Here is a 21,269-nt window from a genome sequence, read left to right as displayed (position 1 = left end):
AACACTGATGAAAAAAGCCATCCTGCATGCGGCGATTTTGCTGCTTGCCTTGCTCGGTTCCACGTCTTCGTGGGCCGCCTCGATCTGCACCCAGACGACAAGCTCGGTTGCCGTGAACACACCGCCCCACATCACGATTCCCCGGGATGCGACCAACGGCACCGCGCTGACCGGCTGGCTGGAAACCGACGCCACCACCAACTGGTTCAATTGCAATGTTCCCGCGGGCATCGGCACCGGCACGAGTATGCGCACACTCATTCCCAGCTCGGGTTGGACCAAGGTGGTTGATGGAATCACCTACACGGTTTACGCGACCGGCGTCGATGGTCTAGGCATCATCCTGGGTGGCAGAGGCTACATCAACGGCTGCGGGTGGGCAGCATTCCAGGCCCTGACGCCGATCTGGAGAGGCGGCGCATGCAACACGGCAGGCGCAGTCACCAACGGCGGCCAGCTACGCGCGATGTTCGTCAAAATCGGACCGGTGGCCACCGGCGTTCTCGCACCGATCACCCTTGCCGCCGCGGCGTCGTCATCGAATGAAGGGGGTGGCGGTATCGTCACGAATCCGAACCTCGAAATCCAGTTCGTCACGATGGCGATGGCGGTGACGTCACAGGCGTGCACCACGCCCGACGTTTCCGTATTCCTCGGAACCCCCAAGTCCTCGGATTTCACGGGCAAGGATTCGTCCAGTCAGGTTGTTGCATTCGATATTTCGTTGAATGGCTGCCCGGCGGGGATGAGCACCATCCACTACCGGATCGACGCCGTCACTCCCGTTGTGGACGCCGCAAATGCAGTCATCGGTCTGGACGCGAGTTCATCGGCAACGGGCGTCGGCGTCCAGTTGCTGGACGCCGATGGCAATCCGGCCGTTCTGGGAAGGAGACTGCCGTTTGCTGCATACAACAGCGCAGCCGGCGGCAGCTTCAAGATCCCCTTGCGGGCGAGATATCGTCAAACCGGCGACAACGTCACGCCGGGCTCGGCAAACACGGCAGTCACCTTCACGATGAACTACCTGTAGCCGCAAAGAAAAACGCCAGTCGGCGCAAGGCTGACTGGCGTTTTGCCGGAAGGCGTTGCCTTCCGGATGCGCATTGCGAATTAACGCTTGTCCATCGGGGGCACGTCGCGCGTGACCGAACCGGTGAACAGCTGACGCGGACGGCCGATCTTGTAATCGGGATCCGACAGCATTTCGTTCCACTGGGCGATCCAGCCCACCGTGCGAGCCAGCGCGAAGATGGCCGTGAACAGCGAGGTCGGGATGCCGATGGCGCGCTGGACGATACCCGAGTAGAAGTCCACGTTCGGGTACAGCTTGCGCTGCACGAAGTACGGATCCGACAGGGCGATGCGTTCCAGTTCCATGGCCAGCTTGAACAGCGGGTCATTTTCCAGACCCAGGGCGGCCAGCACTTCCTTGCAGGTTTCCTGCATCAGCTTGGCGCGCGGGTCGTAGTTCTTGTAGACGCGGTGGCCAAAGCCCATCAGGCGCACGCCCGAGTTCTTGTCCTTGACCTTCTCCATGAACTCGCCAACCTTGTCGATGCCGCCGTTGGCTTGCAGTTCTTCGAGCATCTGCAGGCAAGCTTCGTTGGCGCCGCCGTGGGCCGGACCCCACAGGCAAGCCACGCCAGCCGAGATGGCCGCGAACGGGTTGGTGCCCGACGAGCCGCACAGGCGGACGGTCGAGGTCGACGCGTTTTGCTCGTGGTCGGCGTGCAGAATGAAGATGCGGTCCAGCGCGCGCTCGACGACTTCATTGACCTTGTAGTCTTCGCACGGCGTGGCGAACATCATGCGCAGGAAGTTGCCCGTGTAGGACAGATCGTTTTGCGGGTAGATGAACGGTTGGCCTTGCGAGTACTTGTACGCCATCGCAACCAGCGTCGGCATCTTGGCGATCAGGCGGATGGCCGAGATGTGGCGATGCTGCGGGTTCGTGATGTCGGTGGAGTCGTGGTAGAACGCGGACAGCGCACCCACCAGGCCCGTCAGGACGGCCATCGGGTGGGCGTCGCGGCGGAAGCCACGCAGGAAGAAGTGCAGTTGCTCGTTGACCATCGTGTGATGGGTCACTTGCGAGTCGAAATCGGCCTTTTGTTCCTGGTTCGGCAGTTCGCCGTTCAGGATCAGGTAGCAGATGTCCATGAAGTCGCAGTTCACGGCCAGCTGTTCGATCGGGTAGCCGCGGTACAGCAGTTCGCCCTTGTCGCCGTCGATGTACGTGATGCCGGATTCGCACGCGGCCGTCGACATGAAGCCGGGGTCAAACGTGAACATGCCCGTCTGGCCGTACAGCTTGCGGATGTCGATCACATCCGGACCGACCGTGCCCTTGTAGACAGGGAACTCAATGGGTGCGCTGCCATCCGAGAAGGATAGAGTGGCTTTTTTGTCAGACAGGTTCATGTTTATTCCTCTCAATTAATCAGAGCGAGCGCATCTGGCCAATAATCGCCCGAAGCTTGGGGGTGTCCAATTTGCCTTCGAGTTCCTTTCTGGCCAGCAGCAGATCGAGAAGATCGTTGTCTCCCATCTCGAAAAGCTGGGTCAATGCGGCCACGTCATCATCGGTAAGCTCAGCTTCGTGGGCATCCAGATACCGGGTGATGATCAAGTCGTTTTCGAGCAGGCCGCGGCGCGCCCGCCAACGCAGTCGCGCCCGCTCCAGTTCAGTCAGCCTGCTCATTCGTACACCTCAAATACACAAAAACTAGACCGTGCGGCGGACCATCAGTTCCTTGATCTTGCCGATCGCCTTGGTCGGGTTCAGTCCCTTGGGACAGACGTCGACGCAATTCATGATCGTGTGGCAACGGAACAGACGGTACGGGTCTTCCAGGTTGTCCAGGCGCTCGCCGGTGGCTTCGTCGCGGCTGTCGGCGATGAAACGGTAGGCTTGCAGCAGGCCGGCCGGGCCGACGAACTTGTCAGGATTCCACCAGAACGACGGGCAGGAAGTGGAACAGCACGCGCACAGGATGCACTCGTACAGGCCGTCGAGTTCCTCGCGCGCCTCGGGCGACTGCAGGCGCTCTTTTTCGGGCGGCGGCGTGTCGTTGATGAGGTACGGGCGGATCGAGTGGTACTGGTTGAAGAAGTGCGTCATGTCCACGATCAGGTCGCGGATGACCGGCAGGCCAGGCAGCGGACGCAGGACGATCGGTTCCTTCAGTTCGCGCAGGTTCGTGGTGCAGGCCAGGCCGTTCTTGCCGTTGATGTTCATGGCGTCCGAACCGCACACGCCTTCACGGCACGAGCGGCGCAGGGCCAGGCTGTCATCGACGTCGTTCTTGATGCGCACCAGCGCATCAAGCAGCATCTTGTCGGTGGGCTGGAGTTCGACGTCCAGCTTCTGCATGTAGGGACGCTCGTCCTTGTCCGGATCGTAGCGGTAGATTTCGAACTTGACGATTCTCTTGGTGCTCATAGTAGGCTCAATCCGGACTTAGAAGGTACGCGCCTTGGGCGGGAAGGACTCGACCGTCAGCGGCTTCATCTGAACAGGCTTGTAATCCAGGCGGCTGCCTTCGGAGTACCAAAGCGTGTGCTTCAGCCAGTTCTCGTCGTCGCGGGTCGGGTGGTCGTCAAGCGCATGCGCGCCGCGGCTTTCGGTGCGGGCGGCGGCCGACTTGATGGTGGCGCGGGCCACTTCGGTCATGTTCGCCAGTTCCAGCGCCTCGACGCGGGCGGTGTTGAACACCTTGGACTTGTCCTTGAAGTAGATGCTGTCGGCTTGCTTGGCCAGATCTTCGATCTGGGTCACGCCTTCGTTCAGCAGCTCCAGCGTGCGGAACACGCCGCAGTGGCGCTGCATCGAGAAGCGGATGGCGTTGCCGATGTCTTGCGTCTTTTCGCCGGACGTGCGCGATTCCAGCTTGTTGATGCGGTCCAGCGAGAATTCGACGGCCTGCTGCGGCAGGTCCTGGTGCGCGCGCTGGCGCTCAGGATGCGAATTCACGATGTGGTTGCCGGTGGCACGGCCGAACACGATCAGGTCCAGCAGCGAGTTCGTGCCCAGGCGGTTCGCGCCGTGGACCGACACCGCGGCGCATTCGCCGATGGCGTACAGGCCGTTGACGATCTTGTTCTCGCCGTTTTCGCGCGTCAGCACCTGGCCGTGGTAGTTGGCCGGAATGCCGCCCATCTGGTAGTGGATGGTCGGAACGACGGGGATCGGTTCCTTGATCGGGTCCACGTTGCCGAACTTGATGGCGATTTCGCGGATCGAGGGCAGGCGCTTGTTGATGACGTCGGCGCCCAGGTGGTCAAGCTTGAGCACCACGTAGCTGCCGTCCGGACCGCAACCGCGGCCTTCCTTGATTTCCTGGTCCATCGAGCGCGACACGAAGTCGCGCGGCGCCAGATCCTTCAGGGTGGGCGCATAGCGCTCCATGAAGCGCTCGCCATCCTTGTTCAAGAGGATGCCGCCTTCGCCGCGCACGCCTTCCGTGATCAGCACGCCCGCGCCGGCCACGCCGGTCGGGTGGAACTGCCAGAATTCCATGTCTTGCAGCGGGATGCCGGCACGGGCAGCCATGCCCAGGCCGTCGCCGGTGTTGATGAACGCGTTGGTGGAAGCGGCCCAGATGCGGCCCGCGCCGCCGGTGGCCAGCACCGTGGTCTTGGCTTCCAGGATGTAGATCTCGCCCGTTTCCATTTCGAGGGCGGTCACGCCCACGACGTCGCCGGCTTCGTTGCGCAGCAGGTCCAGCGCCATCCATTCGACGAAGAACTGGGTGCGCGCGGCAACGTTGCGCTGATAGAGCGTGTGCAGCAGGGCGTGGCCGGTACGGTCAGCAGCGGCACAGGCGCGCTGGACGGGCTTTTCGCCGAAGTTCGCGGTATGGCCGCCGAACGGACGCTGATAGATCGTGCCGTCGGGGTTGCGGTCGAACGGCATGCCGAAGTGCTCGAGCTCGTACACGGCGTTCGGGGCTTCACGGCACATGAATTCGATGGCGTCCTGGTCGCCCAGCCAGTCCGAACCCTTGACGGTGTCGTACATGTGCCAGTACCAGTTGTCTTCGCTCATGTTGCCCAGGGAGGCGCTGACGCCGCCCTGCGCGGCAACGGTGTGCGAGCGCGTGGGGAACACTTTGGAGAGCACCGCAACGGACAGCCCCGCTTGGGACAGTTGCAGCGAACAACGCATGCCGGCTCCGCCGGCGCCAACGACCACCACATCAAACTGGCGGCGCGGCAGGGATTTCATGACAGAGACCACGGCTTAGATGCTCCAGAGGATTTGCGCGAAGTAAACGACCGAACCGACCAGCCAGAGGATCGTCAGCACTTGCAGCAGCAGGCGCACGCCCACCGACTTGACGTAGTCCATCCAGATGTCGCGCACGCCAATCCAGGCATGCCAGGCCAGCGCAATGAATGCAAGGGTGGCCAGGATCTGGCCAACCGGAAGAACGCCCACGTAGAAATTGAACAGCGCGGTCCAGTGCTCGTACGTGAAGGCAGGCATCATCAGGATGCCGATGAGCAGCACCAGCGTGTACACGGCCATGATGACGGCGGTGATGCGCTGGATGATGAAGTCCATGACGCCATAGTGCGCGCCGACGACCAGGCGCTTGGGTCCGTAGTTTTTAGCGGCGGCCATTTACAGCACTCCGAACAGTTTGAGAGCAAACACCAGGGTCAGCGCGAGGCTGACGCCGAACACCACGCCGGCGCTCTTCTTGGACGATTGCTTGTCGATGCCGATGTGCAGATCCAGCATCAGGTAGCGGATGCCTGCACAGAAGTGGTGCAGGTAGCCCCACACGAGGACGAGGAAAACGAGCTTGACGATCGGGTTGCCGGCGTACGCGGCCACGGCGGCGAACGTCTGGGGCGCGGCCACGCTGGCCGCGAACAGCGGCAGGATGACCAAGGGAAGACAGAGGAACAACAACGCGCCGCTGACGCGGTGCAGAATGGACAGCTTGCCGGCCAGGGGCAGGCGGTAACTGGCAAGTTGCGCAATACCAATATTGCGAAACTGCGGACGTGGCTTGGCAGCGGTGTCGGACATGACGGCCTCGGTGTTTCGGAACTAGGGAATCGTTACGGCAAAATTGCCGCGGCCCTTGCGGGCAAACGCGGTATTTTCGCCCAGAGACGGGTTGGTATCAAATCGTAGGTAAAAAGCTCATCAATTCAGACTATTGCGGTAGTGGTATCGATCGGTCAAGTACAACCCCCGGCGGATTTCCATGGGGCGGTCACCGTACGTGTAAGACACCCGGTCTACCTGCAACAACGGCGTTCCGGCGGCAACATTAAGCAGCGTACAGACTTCGGCCGGCGCGGCGACCGCACGCAGCTTCTCGTCCGCGCGCACCATGCTGACGCCGAACTCGGATTCAAAAAGGCCATAGAGCGGCGCCTTGTTGGCGGTCAGCAGCTCCAGGGTGAGACCACGAAAGATGGAACCGGGCAGCCAGATGTCGTCCAGCACGGTGGGTGTCTGCCCCATGGACAGCAGGCGGCGGATCATGACGACGGTTTCGCCGGCGCGCAGATCGAGCGCGCGGGCGATCTCGGCGGGCGCGCGCGTGCGGCGGCATTCCAGGATGCGGCTTTCCGCCCGGCCGGCCTCGCCCTCTTCGTCGGGGGCCAGGCGCAGGAAACGGTAGCGCACGCGGGCTTCGTGGTGGGTGGCGACAAAAGTGCCCTTGCCCTGGCGGCGCAGCAGCATGTGCTCGGCCGCCAGCTCATCGACCGCCTTGCGCACCGTGCCCTGGCTCACCTGGAAACGGGCGGCCAGATCGATTTCGCTGGGGATGAGCTCGCCGGGCTTCCATTCGCCGCGTTCGAGGCTTTGAACAAGCAGATCCTTGATCTGGCGGTAGAGCGGACTGAAAGCGGCTCCCTCGCCCGTCGGACGGGCGGCGCGATTGCGTAAGGAGGTTTCGGGCCGAGGCTCTGCCATGGATCTTCTTGAGAGTGTCATGTTTATCCGGATGAATGAGAAGACAACGCCAGGGATGCAAACTCATCCGCATGCGCTGCTGCCGCCGGTCTTCAGGCTTGATGCAGACGCACGGCCGAGCGGGGCCGCGGCGCATTCGAATAAACGCTCTATTGTGGCATATCGGGAGGCGAGCTGTCCAACGTCTTATGTCTTATATAAGATAGAAGAGCGATTGACGCTTACGTTAATTCGATCTAGGATTCAAAGCTGCCCGCGCGACGCGCGGCGGCCCTGCCGGCCGCCTGAATTTCCGCGCCCAACGATTACACTGATTGGTGAGATTTCTTTCTCGCCAAACCATTACGGAGAACGTTCATGTCCAAGCCTGCCTTGCGTGTCGCCGTCACCGGCGCCGCCGGCCAAATCGGTTACGCACTGCTCTTCCGCATCGCCTCGGGCGAAATGCTGGGTAAAGATCAACCCGTCATCCTGCAACTGCTGGAAATCCCCGACGAGAAAGCGCAAAAGGCCCTGAAGGGCGTCATCATGGAACTGGATGACTGCGCCTTCCCGCTGCTGCAGGAAGTGACCGCGCACAGCGATCCGCGCACCGCTTTCAAGGACGCCGACGTGGCCCTGCTGGTGGGCGCTCGCCCCCGCGGCCCGGGCATGGAGCGCAAGGACCTGCTGTCCGTCAACGCGCAGATCTTCACGGCGCAGGGCAAGGCCCTGAACGACGTCGCCAGCCGCAACGTCAAGGTGCTGGTCGTGGGCAACCCCGCCAACACCAACGCCTACATCGCCATGAAGTCGGCGCCGGACCTGCCCGCCAAGAACTTCACCGCCATGCTGCGCCTGGACCACAACCGCGCGCTGTCGCAACTGGCCGCCAAGTCGGGCAAGGCCGTGGCCGACATCGAAAATCTGATCGTCTGGGGCAACCACTCGCCCACGATGTACCCCGACTACCGCTTCGCCACCGTCGGCGGCGAATCGCTGTCCAAGCTCATCAACGACGACGCCTGGAACCGCGACACGTTCATCCCCACCGTGGGCAAGCGCGGCGCCGCCATCATCGAAGCCCGTGGCCTGTCCTCGGCCGCTTCGGCCGCCAACGCCGCCATCGACCACGTCCGTGACTGGGTCCTGGGCAGCAACGGCAAGTGGGTCACGATGGGCATCCCGTCGGACGGCTCCTACGGGATCCCCGAAGGCATCATCTACGGCGTGCCGGTCACGACCGAAAACGGCGAATACAAGCGCGTCGAAGGCCTGGAAATCGACGCCTTCTCGCGTGAGCGCCTGGACTTCACGCTGAAAGAGCTCCTCGAAGAGCGCGACGGCGTCAAGGACCTGCTGAAGTAAGCAGCGCGCAGTAAAGGTTTGGGCCCGTTCATGCGGGCCCATTCCTTAGGCGGGTCCGCCACGCGCGGCCCGCCATGCAGGCAGCACCGGGAAATACACCTGTCTCTTTGCCAAGCCGCAAAGGTACGCGCCGCGGGATTGTCGCGCAGGGGACAGATTTATTTTTCGGACCCGCGATAACGTCGTGGGCTACCAAGAACAGGAGACAACCATGTCCAGACCCGACTCGCCCGGCGCCCTCTTTCGCCGCGCGCTCGCCGAAGAAAATCCCCTGCAGATCATCGGCGCCATCAACGCCAACCACGCCCTGTTGGCCAAGCGCGCCGGCTATCGCGCCATCTACCTGTCCGGCGGCGGCGTCGCGGCCGGTTCGCTGGGCCTGCCGGACCTGGGCATCAACACCATGGACGACGTCCTGACCGACGTGCGCCGCATCACCGACGTGTGCGATGTGCCGCTGCTGGTGGACATCGACACCGGCTTTGGCCCGTCGGCATTCAACATCGCCCGCACGGTCAAAAGCCTGATCAAGTTCGGCGCGGCCGCCTGCCACATCGAGGACCAGGTGGGCGCCAAGCGCTGCGGTCACCGTCCCGGCAAGGAAATCGTCACGACCGAGGAAATGGCCGACCGCGTGAAGGCCGCCGCCGACGCGCGCACCGACAGCGACTTCTACCTGATCGCCCGCACCGACGCGATCGCCTCGCACGGCGTGGACGCCGCGATCGAGCGCGCGCTGGCCTGCGTGGAAGCCGGAGCCGACGCGATCTTCGCCGAAGCCGCCTACGACCTGCCCACCTACGACCGCTTCGTGAAGGCCGTCAAGGTGCCCGTGCTGGCCAACATCACCGAATTCGGCAAGACGCCGCTCTTCTCGGTCGAAGAACTGAAGAGCGTCGGCGTGGGCATGGTGCTGTACCCGCTGTCGGCCTTCCGCGCCATGAACAAGGCCGCCGAGGCCGTCTACACCGCGATCCGCCGCGACGGCCACCAGAAGAACGTGGTCGACCTGATGCAGACCCGCGAGGAACTGTACGATCGCATCGGCTATCACGAGTTCGAATCCAGACTGGATGCGCTCTTCCAGAAGGGCAAGGCGTAATCCCGCAACGTCCAGGCGCCGCCGCGGCAACCCCGCGGCGCCGTCCGCCACCCATTGCATCTTCCATCGCGTAAGGAAAGGAGTAGAGACATGAGCACGGCTCCCAAGAAGCAAGAAGCCAAATCGGACGCCAAGCCGGAAGAAAAGGCCGGTTTCAAGCCCAAGAAGTCGGTTGCGCTGTCCGGCGTGGTCGCGGGCAACACCGCCCTGTGCACCGTCGGCCGCAGCGGCAACGACCTGCACTATCGCGGCTACGACATCCTGGACATCGCCGATACCAGCGAGTTCGAGGAAATTGCTCACTTGCTGGTCCATGGCAAGCTGCCCAACAAGGCCGAGTTGAAGGCCTACAAGGAAAAGTTGCGCAGCCTGCGCGGCCTGCCCACGCAGTTGCAGGTCGCCCTGGAAGCCCTGCCCGCCGCCAGCCATCCGATGGACGTGATGCGCACGGCCGTGTCGGTGCTGGGCTGCGTGCTGCCTGAAAAGGACGACCACAACACCCCGGGCGCGCGCGACATCGCCGACCGCCTGATGGCCAACCTGGGCTCGGCCCTGCTCTACTGGTACCACTACAGCCACAACGGCCGCGTCATCGACGTGCAGACGGACGACGACAGCATCGGCGGCCACTTCCTGCACCTGCTGCATGGCGAAAAGCCAAGCGACGAATGGGTCAAGGCGATGCACATTTCGCTGAACCTGTACGCCGAGCACGAATTCAACGCCTCCACGTTCACGGCCCGCGTCATCGCCGGCACGGGTTCGGACATGTTTTCGGCCATCTCGGGCGCCATCGGCGCGCTGCGCGGCCCCAAGCACGGCGGCGCCAACGAAGTGGCGTTCGAAGTGCAGAAGCGCTATGAAACCCCGGACGAAGCCGAGGCCGACATCCGCCGCCGCGTGGAAGCCAAGGAAGTCATCATCGGTTTCGGCCACCCGGTCTACACGGTTTCCGATCCGCGCAACAAGGTCATCAAGGACGTCGCCAAGAAGCTGTCCAAGAAGGCCGGCACGACCAAGATGTTCGACATCGCCGAACGCCTGGAAACGGTCATGTGGGACGTCAAGAAGATGTTCCCCAACCTGGACTGGTTCTCGGCCGTCAGCTACCACATGATGGGCGTGCCCACCGCCATGTTCACCCCGCTGTTCGTCATTGCGCGCACCGCGGGCTGGTCGGCCCACATCATCGAGCAGCGCATCGACAACAAGATCATCCGCCCCACCGCCAACTACGTGGGCCCGGAAGACCAGAAGTTCGTGCCCATCGACAAGCGCAAGTAAGACGCGATCGAGGGCGCGGCATGGCCACCTGTATTCACTTTTCCGAAGAGGTACTGCTATGTCTGCCCCGATCTCGAACGTACGTCCCGAGCCCGACCAGGTCCTGGCCGATATCGCGGACTACGTTCTGAATTTTGAAGTCCGCAGCGACCTGGCCTACGAGACGGCACGCAACTGCCTGATCGACACCCTGGGCTGCGGCCTGGAAGCGCTGGAGTATCCGGCGTGCCGCAAACTGCTGGGCCCGATCGTGCCGGGCACCGTGGTGCCCCAGGGCGCCAAGGTGCCCGGCACGCAATTCCAGCTCGACCCCGTCCAGGCCGCGTTCAACATCGGCGCCATGATCCGCTGGCTGGACTTCAACGACACGTGGCTCGCGGCCGAATGGGGCCATCCGTCGGACAACCTGGGCGGCATCCTCGCCACGGCCGACTGGCTGTCGCGCACGGCGGTCGCGTCGGGCAAGCCCCCGCTCACGATGCGCGACGTGCTGACCGGCATGATCAAGGCGCACGAGATCCAGGGCTGCATCGCCCTGGAGAACTCCTTCAACAAGGTGGGTCTGGACCACGTCGTGCTGGTCAAGGTGGCCTCCACGGCGGTCGTGGCACAAATGCTTGGGCTGTCCCGCGACGAAGTCATCAACGCCGTGTCGCTCGCCTGGGTCGACGGCCAGAGCCTGCGCACCTACCGCCACGCCCCCAACACCGGCAGCCGCAAAAGCTGGGCCGCCGGCGATGCCACCAGCCGCGCGGTGCGCCTGGCGCTGATCGCCCGCACCGGCGAAATGGGGTATCCCTCGGTGCTGACCGCCAAGACCTGGGGCTTTTACGACGTGCTCTTCAAGGGCCAGCCGTTCAAGTTCCAGCGGCCCTACGGCAGCTACGTGATGGAAAACGTGCTGTTCAAGATTTCGTTTCCAGCCGAATTCCATGCGCAGACAGCCGTCGAATGCGCCATGCAGATCCACGGCCTGCTCAAGTCGCTGGGCAAGACGGCCGACGACATCAAGCAGATCCGGATACGCACGCACGAGGCGTGCATCCGCATCATCGACAAGAAGGGTCCGCTGAACAATCCCGCCGACCGCGACCACTGCATCCAGTACATGGTGGCCGTGCCGCTGCTGTTCGGGCGCCTGACGGCGGGCGACTACGAAGACGAGATCGCGCAGGATCCGCGTATCGACGCGCTGCGCGCCAAGATCGTCTGCGTCGAGGATCCGGCCTTCACCAGCGACTATCACAACCCCGCCAAGCGCTCGATCGCCAATGCGCTGACCGTGCAGTTCAACGATGGCACGGCGCTCGACGAGATCGTGTGCGAGTACCCCATCGGCCACAAGCGCCGCCGCGCCGACGGCATCCCGCTGCTGGAAGCCAAGTTCCGCACCAATCTGGCCCGTATATTCCCGCCGCGCCAGCAGCAGCGTATCCTGGACGCATCGCTGGAGCAGGCGTCGCTGGAAGCGATGCCGGTCCATGAGTACATGGACCTCTATGTGATCTAAGGGGCGCCAGCCCCCGACGCAGCCGCCCTATCTGACGCCGCGCGCACGCGGGTGTCAGACACCGGCGGCCACGGGTATCGGCCACCGGCGCGCATACAATGCGGCTTTCCTCATTTGGATCGCGCCATGGCCATGCTCTGGGTCAAGACCTTTCACATCGTCTTCATCGCCTCCTGGTTTGCCGGCCTGTTCTATCTGCCGCGCATCTTTGTGAACCTGGCCCAGCAGTCGGATCCCGCCGTGCAGACGACGCTGCTCGGCATGGCGCGCCGGCTGTACCGCTTCACCACCATTCTGGCGGTCGTGGCCATCATTTTCGGGATGTGGCTTTACGTGGGTTACCGTATCGGCGTGGGCCCCGGCAATGGCTGGATGCACGCCAAGCTCTTTTTCGTGCTGCTCGTCATCGGCTACCATCACGCCTGTGGCCTCATGCTGCGCAAATTCGAACAGGGCAAGAACACCCGTTCGCACAAGTTCTATCGCTGGTTCAACGAAGTTCCCGTCTTGCTGCTCTTGGTGGTGGTGGCGCTGGTCGTCGTCAAACCCTTCTGATACCCCTACCTTTGCACATTCGCCAGGATTCGTATGTCCTCTGATGAACAGGACCGCCCGCGCAAGACGCTGACGATCAAGAAAACGGCCCGCGACGCCCAAGCCGAAGGCGCGGGCAAGCGCACCCGCACGGGCGCCCGCGCGCGCCTGGTGGCGCAGATCGAGCGCACCCGCGAAAACACCGAACGCCAGAAGGACCCCGCCGGCTACCAGCGGCGTCAGGAAGAAGAGGCGCGCGGCGCCCGCAAGCCCGCCCGCGGCACGTCCTCGCGCCCCGGCCAGTCTGAACGCGGCCAGTACGACCGCGGTCCCGCCAACCGGGGTCCGTCCGACCGCCCCGCGCCGCGCCGTGGCGCTCCCGACCGCGACCGCGCGGGCGACGCCCGCCGCGATGACGCCCCCAGCCCGCGCGCCGGACGCACGCCGCAGCGCGCGCCGCGCCTGGACGACCAGTACATCGCGCCGGCCACGCCTGCCGGCCGCTTCTACGACCCGTTCGAAGACGACGGTCCCGCCCCCGAATTCGCGCCCGAACACGCGCACGACGCCGACTTTGCGGGCGAGTCCGATTTCGCTCATGAGCCGGATGTACGAAGCGAGCGCGATGCGCCCCGCGTCGACGTGCGCAGCCGCCGCCCGCGCGAACCGCGCCAGGCGGAAACCTTCACGGTATTCGCGCCCTGCCCGCAAGGCCTGGAAGAAGCGCTGACCGCCGAAATGCAGGCGCTTGGCTACGAAGACGCCAAGGCCGGCCGGGCGGGCTGTTCGTTCACGTCCGACTGGTCGGGCATCCAGCGCGCCAACCTGTATTCGCGGCTGGCGACCCGCATTCTGGTGCAGGTGGCGCATGCCGAGATTTCGCACGAAGACGACATCCTGGATCTGGCCCGTGACACCCCCTGGGAGCGCTGGTTCGGCGCCGAGCAGACGCTGCGCGTGGACACGTCGGCCATCAAGAGTCCGGTGCAAAGCCTGCAGTATTGCAATCTGCGCGCCAAGGACGGCATCTGCGACCGCCTGCGCGAGCTCGAAGGCGAGCGCCCCAGCATCGACACGGTGCGCCCGGATGCGCGCGTGCACCTCTTTCTGACGGGCCACACGGCGACGCTGTATCTGGACACGTCGGGCGAATCCCTGTTCAAGCGCGGCTGGCGCCTGGACAAGGGCGAGGCCCCGCTGCGCGAAAACCTGGCGGCGGGCATGCTGGCGCTGGCGGGCTGGGATCCGGCCGCGCCGCTGCTGGACCCCTTCTGCGGGTCCGGCACCATCCTGATCGAAGCGGCCTGGATTGCCCTGGGCGTGCCCCCGGGCATTTCCCGCCCGTTCGGGTTCGAGCGCCTGCGCGGCCACGACGCCTACCGCTGGCGCGACCTGAAGGACGACGCCCGCGCCCGCATCCTGCCGCAGCTCGATGCGCCGCTGGTCGGATATGACCTGAATCCTCTGGCCATCGAATACGCCCGCAACAACGCCGAGCGCGCCTGGTTGACGGCCGATTCGATCCGCTTTGAAGTGGGTGATGCGCGCGAGGTGACGGCGCCCGCCGACCACGGCTGGATCGTCACCAACCCGCCCTACGGCGAGCGCATGGGCGCGGAACAGGACGCAGACCTGTGGCGCGACTGGGCCAGTTGCCTGAAGCGTAATTTCGCGGGATGGCAGCTGCATGTCATCACCAGCGACGTGACGCTGCCCAATCAGATGCGCCTCAAGCCCAAGCGGCGCATCCCGCTGCACAACGGGGCGCTGGACTGCCGCCTGTTCGGCTTTGAACTGGTTGCCGCCGGCTACCGCGACGCCTGAGCACGTTGTAAAAGCGCCGCAACATGGCGCGCCTATCTTTGCTTATGGTGCCCCGCCGCGCGGTTTTGGGGCATCATCAGCACCAAGGTGTTGCCAAGTTGCACCAGCCTGCATCGGACACTTGCATAGTTTCAGGGTAAACCCCTATAATCCGGGTTATCCCTAGTAGCAAACAACTGTGCAAGCCCGTGGAGGCTATAGTGATCAACCCGAACAACACCATTCGCCTGACCGACGAACTCGAGCGTCAACTGATGCTCCAGGCTATCGAAGAACAATTCCGCCCGCATCCGATGCGGGCGTTGGCTGCAGGCCTGCGCAAGCTGGCCCACGGCATCAAGGCCCTGGCTGGCAAGACGAGCGCCAAGAACGCGCATTCCGCTGCCTAAGCAAGGCCTGGGCCGCTGGCCCAACGATTTTCCCCTTGGGGGCTGCATAGCCCCTTTTATAGACCCGCCCTCAACGGCGGGTTTTTTTTCGCGCACACACCGAAGCGCAGCGGCGGCGCCCCGCCGCCCGGCCGCCCGAAGGCGGGGCAGCCCCCGCGGGGGGCTGCAAGCACGCAACGCGTGCGCGGCGTGGGGGCACAACCAAAGCCGCCCCGCCGCCCGGCCGCCCGAAGGCGGGGCAGCCCCCTCGGGGGGCAGCAAGCACGCATCGCGTGCGCAGCGTGGGGGTATCACCTCCGGCGTGGGGGCAACATTTTATGGATAATACCGGTCCATGAATGACGCCACCCTCGACCAGACTCCGAACCGGCTGCGCCGGTTTGCCTGCATGATGTACGAAGCCGTGCTGCTGTTCGGCGTCGTGTTTCTGGCGGGCTACCTGCTGGACACGCTTACCCAGAGCCGCAACGCGCTGGAGTTGCGGGCCGCGCGCCAGGCGTGGCTGTTCGTGGCGATCGGTGCCTATTTCGTGTTGTGCTGGCGACGCCGCGGGCAGACGCTGCCCATGAAGACGTGGAACATCCGGCTGGTGGATCGCCACGGCAACACCCCGTCGACCGGCCTGCTGATCCTGCGCTACATCCTTGCCTGGCCGCTGGTGCTGGCGGGCGCCGCGCTGGTCTGGGCGGCGGCGCTGGCCACGGGATGGCCATCGGTGGACATGTTCATCGTCGCCGCCCCCTTTGCCATCTTCATCTGGTCCTGGCTGGATCCCGACGGCCAGTTCCTGCACGACCGGATCCTGGGCACGCGCCTGCGCAATGCGCCGCAGGCCAAGGGCAAAAAGGCCCGCTGAGCCGCGCCGACGGTGCGCCGGCATGCGCGCGCCGCCCCGGTTTGATGCGGGCCAAGGCGCAGACCATCTAGCGCCCCCTGTTCAGAAAGATGACAGCCGCACGCCGGGACAATGAGGCCCCAATTAATTTACGGCTTCATCATCACCATGCGCGCATTCCTTTCCCGCCTGTCGCTGGCCTTCGCCAGCGCGCTGTTGTTCCTGCACGCAGGCGCGTCCGCCCAGAACGCCTCGGCCCAGCAGGAGATCGAAGCGGCGTCCAAAGCCGCCTTTGCCGCGGCCCGGCAAGGCCCTGACGACGTAACGCTTGGCGATCAGGCAACCCTGAAGCTGCCCCAGAACATGTTTTTCGTGCCCCGCCCGCAAGCCGAGCGGCTGATGCAGGCCTACGGCAACGGCAAGGATCCCTCGCTGCTGGGCGTCGTGATGCCCAAGAGCGACGATGAGGACTGGGTCGTCACCATCAACTTCGACAAGGCGGGCTATATCAAGGACGACGACGCCCGGAACTGGAACGTGGGCGAGTTGCTGGACAGCCTGCGTGAAGGCACCGAGGCGTCCAACGAGGAACGCAAGAAGCGCGGCTTTCCCGAACTGACGGTGGACGGCTGGGTGGAGACGCCCAAGTACGACAGCAACAACCAACGCCTGGTCTGGTCGGTGGCTGCCAAGCACAAGGGCGCGGCCGCGGACGAAGACGGCACGGTCAACTACAACACCTATGCGCTGGGCCGCGACGGCTACATCACGCTGGATCTGATCACCGAAAAGAACAAGGTGCCCACGGACAAGGCCGCGGTGCTGGCCCTGCTGGACAACCCGCATTACGTGCAAGGCAAGCGCTACGCCGATTTCGACGCCTCGAGCGACAAGGTTGCCGAGTACGGTCTGGCGGCCCTCGTGGCGGGCGTGGCCGCCAAGAAGCTCGGGCTGTTCGCGGTGATCGCGGCATTCCTGGCCAAGTTTGCCAAGGTGGGCATCCTGGCCGCGGCCGCGCTGGGCGGCGCGGCCTGGAAGCGTCTGAAGGGCAAGAAGGGCACCGAACAGTCCTGATCCGCCGGACCGGCGGCGCGCGGCCCCTGCCCGCGCGCGCCGTCACAACCGTGTCACGGATCCGTCACGCACACGTCATCGCGAGGTGGTCTCATGCTCAAGCATGACCACTGCCCACAGGGAAGCGACCGTGAACGAAATCCAACCCGCGCATTGGCGCGCCCTCTGGATTTCCGATATTCACCTGGGCACTGCCGGGTGCAAGGCGGAATTCCTGCTCGATTTCCTGGATCACAACGATTCGGACACACTCTATCTGGTCGGCGACATCGTCGACGGCTGGCAGTTGCGCAAGCACTGGCATTGGCCCCGCGCGCACAACGACGTGATCCAGCGCATCCTGCGCAAGGCCCGCAACGGCACCCGCGTGGTGTTCATCCCCGGCAACCATGACGAGTTCGCCCGGGAGTTCGCGGGTTTCGCCTTCGGCGACATCGAGGTCCTGGACGAGGACGTGCATGTCACGGCCAAGGGCCTGCGGCTGCTCGTGCTGCACGGGGACCAGTTCGACGGCGTCATCCAGCACAGCCGCTGGCTGGCGCACCTGGGCGACGGGCTCTACCAGCTTGCTCTCTGGATCAACCACCACTTCAACCGCCTGCGCCACCGGCTGGGCCTGCATTACTGGTCGCTGTCCCAGTACCTGAAGCACAAGGTCAAGAACGCGGTGTCGTTCATCACCGACTTCGAGGAGGCTTTGGCCGGCGAGGCGCGGCGCCGCGGCCTGGACGGCGTGGTCTGCGGCCATATCCACAAGGCCGAACTGCGCGACGTCGGCGGCATCCTGTATTGCAATGACGGCGACTGGGTGGAAAGCCTCACGGCGCTGGCCGAAACGCACGACGGGCAGCTCCAGCTCCTGGACTGGGCGGTGTTGCAGGCCGAACGCCAGCGCGACCCGGCCAACCGCCCGCCCCGGTCGCTGACCTTGCCGGCCCTGCCGTCCGCCCTGCGCCGCCAAGGCAAATACCCGTGATAACCCTTATGCGTCCCCGTTACGCAACGCGGATATTGCAGTTCAAGCCCCTCTAGGTCATGCTTGCAACTGGTTAGCGGGCGTGATGGCCCGTTCACGCTGCAACATGCTCACAACATAGGGCCATGAACGACCAATATCAGGCGCTCTACCAATCATTCCGCTGGCTGGTGCCCACCCAGTTCAACATCGCGGAAGCGTGCTGCCACCGCTGGGCATCCAGTAGTCCGGATGCGCGGCGCATTGCCATCTACTACGAAGATGAGTCCGGCAACCGCGAGGTCTGGACCTTCGCCCGTCTGGCGGAAGCCGCTAATCAGCTGGCCAACGGCCTGGTGAAAATGGGCGTCGGCCGGGGCGACAGGGTCGGTGTGGTATTGGGGCAACGCCCTGAGACCGTGGTCGCCCACATGGCCATTTACAGCGTGGGCGCGGTGGTCCTGCCCCTGTCCGCGCTCTTCGGTCCCGAGGCGCTGCAAAGCCGCCTGTGCGATGCCGAAGCGCGCGTCGCCATCGTCGACCACGCTTCCAGCGCCAATCTGCTGGCCGTCACAGAAAACTGCCCCGCCCTGCAACAGGTCATCGGCATCGGTTTCGCCGACGAACGCGTGCTGCCGTGGCGCAGCCTGCTGGCCCGCCAGCCAAACGAATTCAAGGCCGTCCAGACCCGCTCGTCGGATCCGGCCATCCTGCTCTATACCTCCGGCACCACCGGCGCGCCCAAGGGCGCCCTGCTGCCCCACAGCGTGCTGATCGGCAACCTGCCGGGCTTCGTCGCCTCGCAGGACTGGTTCCCCAAACCCGCGGATGTGTTCTGGTCGCCCGCGGACTGGGCCTGGACCGGCGGCATGATGGACGCGCTGCTGCCCACCCTGTACTTCGGCCATCCCATCGTCGGCACGCGCGGGCGTTTCTCGGTCGAGCGTGCCTTCGAGCTCCTGGAACGCTATCAGGTCACCAACACGTTCCTGTTCCCCACCGCCCTGAAGATGATGATGAAGGCGGTGCCCGAGCCCCGCCAACGCTACCAGCTGGCCCTGCGTTCCATCATGAGCGCCGGGGAAAGCGTGGGCGATACGGTCTTCGAATGGTGCCGCACGGCCCTGGGCGTCACGCCAAACGAGATGTTCGGCCAGACCGAGATGAACTACGTGGTGGGCAACAGCAACAAGCGCTGGCCCGCCAAACCCGGTTCCATGGGCCGCCCGTATCCGGGCCACAACGTGGCGGTGCTGGACAGCGACGGCGTGCCGGTTCCCCCGGGCGGAACCGGCGAAATCGCTGTGAACCGGCTCGACATCCACGGCTTTCCCGACCCGGTGATGTTCCTTGGGTACTGGCGCAACGAAGCGGCCACGCAGGCCAAGTTCAAGGGCGACTGGTGCCTGACGGGCGACCTCGCCACCATCGACGAGGACGGTTACCTCTGGTACGCCGGCCGCGCCGATGACGTGTTCAAATCGGCCGGATACCGGATCGGCCCGGGCGAGATCGAAAGCTGCCTGATCGGCCATCCGGCCGTGGCCAACGCGGCAGTCGTGCCCAAGCCGGATGCCGAGCGCGGCGCGCTGGTCAAGGCCTACGTGGTGCTGACGCCGGAATTTGCCCAGCGGGACCACGGCGAAATCACCGAGAACCTGCAGGAGCACGTGCGCGAGCGCCTGGCGCCGTACGAGTACCCCAAGGAAATCGAATACGTGGACGAACTGCCCATGACCACCACGGGCAAGATTCAGCGGCGCATCCTGCGGCAGCGCGAAGAAGAACGCGCGCTGGCCCACGCGCCCCAAACCGACGCTGGCGTGCCCGTTGCCGCCCCCGCGCGACAAACGGAGACATAGCATGGCCATCTATCAACTGGGCGACCTGATCCCCCGCATCGACCCGCAAGCCTACGTGGCCGACAGCGCGGATCTCATCGGCAACGTCACCCTGGAAGCCGGCGTCAGCATCTGGTCGCATGTATCCATCCGCGCCGACAACGACGCCATCCTGATCCGCGAAGGCACCAACATCCAGGAATCCAGCGTCCTGCACGTCGACGAGGGCTGTCCCATGACCATCGGCCCGAACGTCACGGTCGGTCACCAGGCCATGCTGCACGGCTGCACCATCCATGAAGGGGCGCTGGTCGGCATGCAGGCCATCGTGCTGAACAATGCCGTCATCGGCCGCAACTGCCTGATCGGCGCCGGCGCGATCATCCCCGAAGACCGCGTCATCCCGGACAATTCGCTGGTCATCGGCATCGGCAAGATCGTGCGGGAGCTTTCCGCCGACGAAATTGCCAACATGCACAAGAACACCGCCCATTACGTGGCGCGAGGCCAACAGTACAAGACCGCCCTGAAACGGATCGGCTGACGGCTCCCCCGAGGGCCCCCTCACCGCCCCCGCAACCGTCCCAACCCCTGCTGCCAGCAGGGGGAATACCCCACCGCGATCGGCTAACATTCCGCTATGACCGATCAGCTCAAGAAATACCTCACCGAAGACCGCAGCGTCCGCGTCCAAGCGGTGCGCCTGTCTGACACGTGGAAGGCCGTCCAGGCCAACCACGACTACCCGCCCGCCATCACCGACCTGTTGGGTGAACTGGTGGCGGCATCCACCCTGCTCGCCGCCAACATCAAGTTCGATGGCTCGCTGGTGCTCCAGATCCAGGGCGATGGCCCCATCGCCCTGCTGGTGGTGGAATGCCGCTCGGACCTCAGCCTGCGCGCCACCGTCAAGATGCGCGAAGGCCACGAGGTGCCCAGCGCCGGCGACATGCAAAGTCTGTTGAACCCCGGCGGCAACGGGCGCTTCATCGTGGTGCTGGACCCGCAGCGCAAGCTGCCCGGCCAGCAGGCCTACCAGGGCATCGTGCCGCTCGAAGGCGACACGGTCGCCGAGGCGCTGCAACACTACATGAAGGCCTCCGAACAGCTCGACACCCGTCTGTGGCTGTCGGCCGACGCCAACCACGCCGCCGGCATGCTGCTGCAACGCCTGCCGCATCACGGCGGGGGAGAAACCGACCGCGCCCTGACCGAACAGGTGGCTGCCGAGACCTGGGAGCGCATCAATGCCCTGGCCGGCACGCTCACGCGCGACGAAATCCTGGCCACGGACATCGACACACTGATCCACCGCCTGTTCTGGGAAGAAACGCTCATCGCCTTCGACCCGCAGCCCGTCAGCTGGCACTGTCCGTGCACGCGCGAGCGCGTGGCCAACATGCTGCGTTCGCTGGGCGAAGCCGAGGTCAACAGCATCCTGGAAGAACGTGGACAGGTCGACGTGGCCTGCGACTTCTGCGGCAAGCCCTACAAGTTCGACACCGTCGACTGCGCGGCGCTTTTCTCGGCGAACCAGCCGGCAGCCGGAGACGAACCTCCCACCGTGCATTGATGCCCCCCGGCGGCAAGCCCGCCGGGATGTTTTCGTCACACCGGATTGTCCTCATCGA

Annotated in this window: 21 protein-coding genes; 14 read left to right on the top strand and 7 right to left on the bottom strand. The window is 64.5% G+C overall.

Annotated features, from left to right (window positions below; all coding sequences use genetic code 11):
- The first annotated feature begins 7 nt into the window (after positions 1-7).
- Entirely contained in the window at positions 8-1,033 is a 1,026-nt protein-coding gene (locus H4P35_RS06410) for a fimbrial protein (protein ID WP_226848444.1), read from the top strand.
- A gap of 80 nt (positions 1,034-1,113) precedes the next feature.
- Here H4P35_RS06410 and H4P35_RS06405 read toward each other — a convergent pair whose 3' ends face one another.
- The 7 genes from H4P35_RS06405 to H4P35_RS06375 form a co-directional block, all read right to left on the bottom strand.
- Positions 1,114-2,424 (bottom strand): citrate synthase, encoded by a 1,311-nt coding sequence (locus H4P35_RS06405; protein ID WP_180099072.1) that lies wholly within the window; start codon positions 2,422-2,424, stop codon positions 1,114-1,116.
- A gap of 19 nt (positions 2,425-2,443) precedes the next feature.
- Positions 2,444-2,704: a succinate dehydrogenase assembly factor 2 gene (locus H4P35_RS06400; protein ID WP_226848443.1), complete on the bottom strand. Its 261-nt coding sequence runs from the start codon at positions 2,702-2,704 to the stop codon at positions 2,444-2,446.
- A gap of 24 nt (positions 2,705-2,728) precedes the next feature.
- A complete protein-coding gene (locus H4P35_RS06395) occupies positions 2,729-3,445 on the bottom strand; it encodes a succinate dehydrogenase iron-sulfur subunit (RefSeq protein ID WP_056322095.1) in 717 nt (238 codons plus the stop codon).
- An 18-nt stretch (positions 3,446-3,463) separates the two neighbouring features.
- The gene (sdhA, locus tag H4P35_RS06390; RefSeq protein ID WP_056322092.1) at positions 3,464-5,242 is read right to left on the bottom strand and encodes a succinate dehydrogenase flavoprotein subunit; all 1,779 of its coding nucleotides are present in this window, start codon (positions 5,240-5,242) and stop codon (positions 3,464-3,466) included.
- Between the two features lie 3 nt (positions 5,243-5,245).
- Positions 5,246-5,629, bottom strand: a complete 384-nt coding sequence (sdhD, locus tag H4P35_RS06385; protein WP_056567857.1) for a succinate dehydrogenase, hydrophobic membrane anchor protein — start codon at positions 5,627-5,629, stop codon at positions 5,246-5,248.
- Positions 5,630-6,043, bottom strand: a complete 414-nt coding sequence (sdhC, locus tag H4P35_RS06380; RefSeq protein ID WP_056322086.1) for a succinate dehydrogenase, cytochrome b556 subunit — start codon at positions 6,041-6,043, stop codon at positions 5,630-5,632.
- A 120-nt stretch (positions 6,044-6,163) separates the two neighbouring features.
- Entirely contained in the window at positions 6,164-6,943 is a 780-nt protein-coding gene (locus H4P35_RS06375) for a GntR family transcriptional regulator (RefSeq protein ID WP_056322083.1), read from the bottom strand.
- 357 nt (positions 6,944-7,300) lie between these two features.
- On the opposite strand from H4P35_RS06375, the gene H4P35_RS06370 reads away from it, so the two are divergent.
- The 13 genes from H4P35_RS06370 to hslO all read left to right on the top strand — a co-directional run bounded on the left by H4P35_RS06370 (position 7,301) and on the right by hslO (position 21,211).
- Positions 7,301-8,290: a malate dehydrogenase gene (locus H4P35_RS06370; protein ID WP_056322080.1), complete on the top strand. Its 990-nt coding sequence runs from the start codon at positions 7,301-7,303 to the stop codon at positions 8,288-8,290.
- 211 nt (positions 8,291-8,501) lie between these two features.
- The gene (gene prpB / locus H4P35_RS06365; RefSeq protein WP_056322077.1) at positions 8,502-9,392 is read left to right on the top strand and encodes a methylisocitrate lyase; all 891 of its coding nucleotides are present in this window, start codon (positions 8,502-8,504) and stop codon (positions 9,390-9,392) included.
- A gap of 90 nt (positions 9,393-9,482) precedes the next feature.
- Positions 9,483-10,676, top strand: a complete 1,194-nt coding sequence (gene prpC, locus H4P35_RS06360; RefSeq protein ID WP_226848442.1) for a 2-methylcitrate synthase — start codon at positions 9,483-9,485, stop codon at positions 10,674-10,676.
- A gap of 58 nt (positions 10,677-10,734) precedes the next feature.
- Positions 10,735-12,186: a bifunctional 2-methylcitrate dehydratase/aconitate hydratase gene (locus tag H4P35_RS06355; RefSeq protein WP_226848441.1), complete on the top strand. Its 1,452-nt coding sequence runs from the start codon at positions 10,735-10,737 to the stop codon at positions 12,184-12,186.
- 126 nt (positions 12,187-12,312) lie between these two features.
- Positions 12,313-12,741, top strand: a complete 429-nt coding sequence (locus H4P35_RS06350; protein ID WP_172802131.1) for a CopD family protein — start codon at positions 12,313-12,315, stop codon at positions 12,739-12,741.
- Between the two features lie 33 nt (positions 12,742-12,774).
- The gene (locus tag H4P35_RS06345) at positions 12,775-14,544 is read left to right on the top strand and encodes a THUMP domain-containing protein (protein ID WP_226848440.1); all 1,770 of its coding nucleotides are present in this window, start codon (positions 12,775-12,777) and stop codon (positions 14,542-14,544) included.
- A gap of 200 nt (positions 14,545-14,744) precedes the next feature.
- Positions 14,745-14,933, top strand: a complete 189-nt coding sequence (locus H4P35_RS06340) for a hypothetical protein (protein ID WP_008161862.1) — start codon at positions 14,745-14,747, stop codon at positions 14,931-14,933.
- Positions 14,934-15,267: 334 nt separating this feature from the next.
- A complete protein-coding gene (locus tag H4P35_RS06335) occupies positions 15,268-15,789 on the top strand; it encodes an RDD family protein (protein WP_226848439.1) in 522 nt (173 codons plus the stop codon).
- A gap of 147 nt (positions 15,790-15,936) precedes the next feature.
- Positions 15,937-16,842: a DUF2167 domain-containing protein gene (locus H4P35_RS06330; RefSeq protein WP_226848438.1), complete on the top strand. Its 906-nt coding sequence runs from the start codon at positions 15,937-15,939 to the stop codon at positions 16,840-16,842.
- A gap of 103 nt (positions 16,843-16,945) precedes the next feature.
- The gene (locus H4P35_RS06325) at positions 16,946-17,818 is read left to right on the top strand and encodes a UDP-2,3-diacylglucosamine diphosphatase (protein WP_128827694.1); all 873 of its coding nucleotides are present in this window, start codon (positions 16,946-16,948) and stop codon (positions 17,816-17,818) included.
- 125 nt (positions 17,819-17,943) lie between these two features.
- The gene (locus tag H4P35_RS06320; protein ID WP_226848437.1) at positions 17,944-19,659 is read left to right on the top strand and encodes an acyl-CoA synthetase; all 1,716 of its coding nucleotides are present in this window, start codon (positions 17,944-17,946) and stop codon (positions 19,657-19,659) included.
- Between the two features lies 1 nt (position 19,660).
- Positions 19,661-20,182 (top strand): gamma carbonic anhydrase family protein, encoded by a 522-nt coding sequence (locus H4P35_RS06315; RefSeq protein WP_063952693.1) that lies wholly within the window; start codon positions 19,661-19,663, stop codon positions 20,180-20,182.
- Positions 20,183-20,278: 96 nt separating this feature from the next.
- Positions 20,279-21,211 carry an Hsp33 family molecular chaperone HslO gene (hslO, locus tag H4P35_RS06310; RefSeq protein ID WP_226848436.1) on the top strand — a complete coding sequence of 311 codons (933 nt, stop codon included), beginning with the start codon at positions 20,279-20,281 and terminating at the stop codon, positions 21,209-21,211.
- The last annotated feature ends 58 nt before the right edge of the window (positions 21,212-21,269 follow it).

The sequence above is a fragment of the Achromobacter sp. 77 genome (genome assembly GCF_020541125.1).
Lineage (GTDB): Bacteria > Pseudomonadota > Gammaproteobacteria > Burkholderiales > Burkholderiaceae_B > Achromobacter > Achromobacter mucicolens.
Note: the sequence above shows the minus strand (reverse complement) of the source record. Positions and strands in the feature narration are given on the sequence as shown.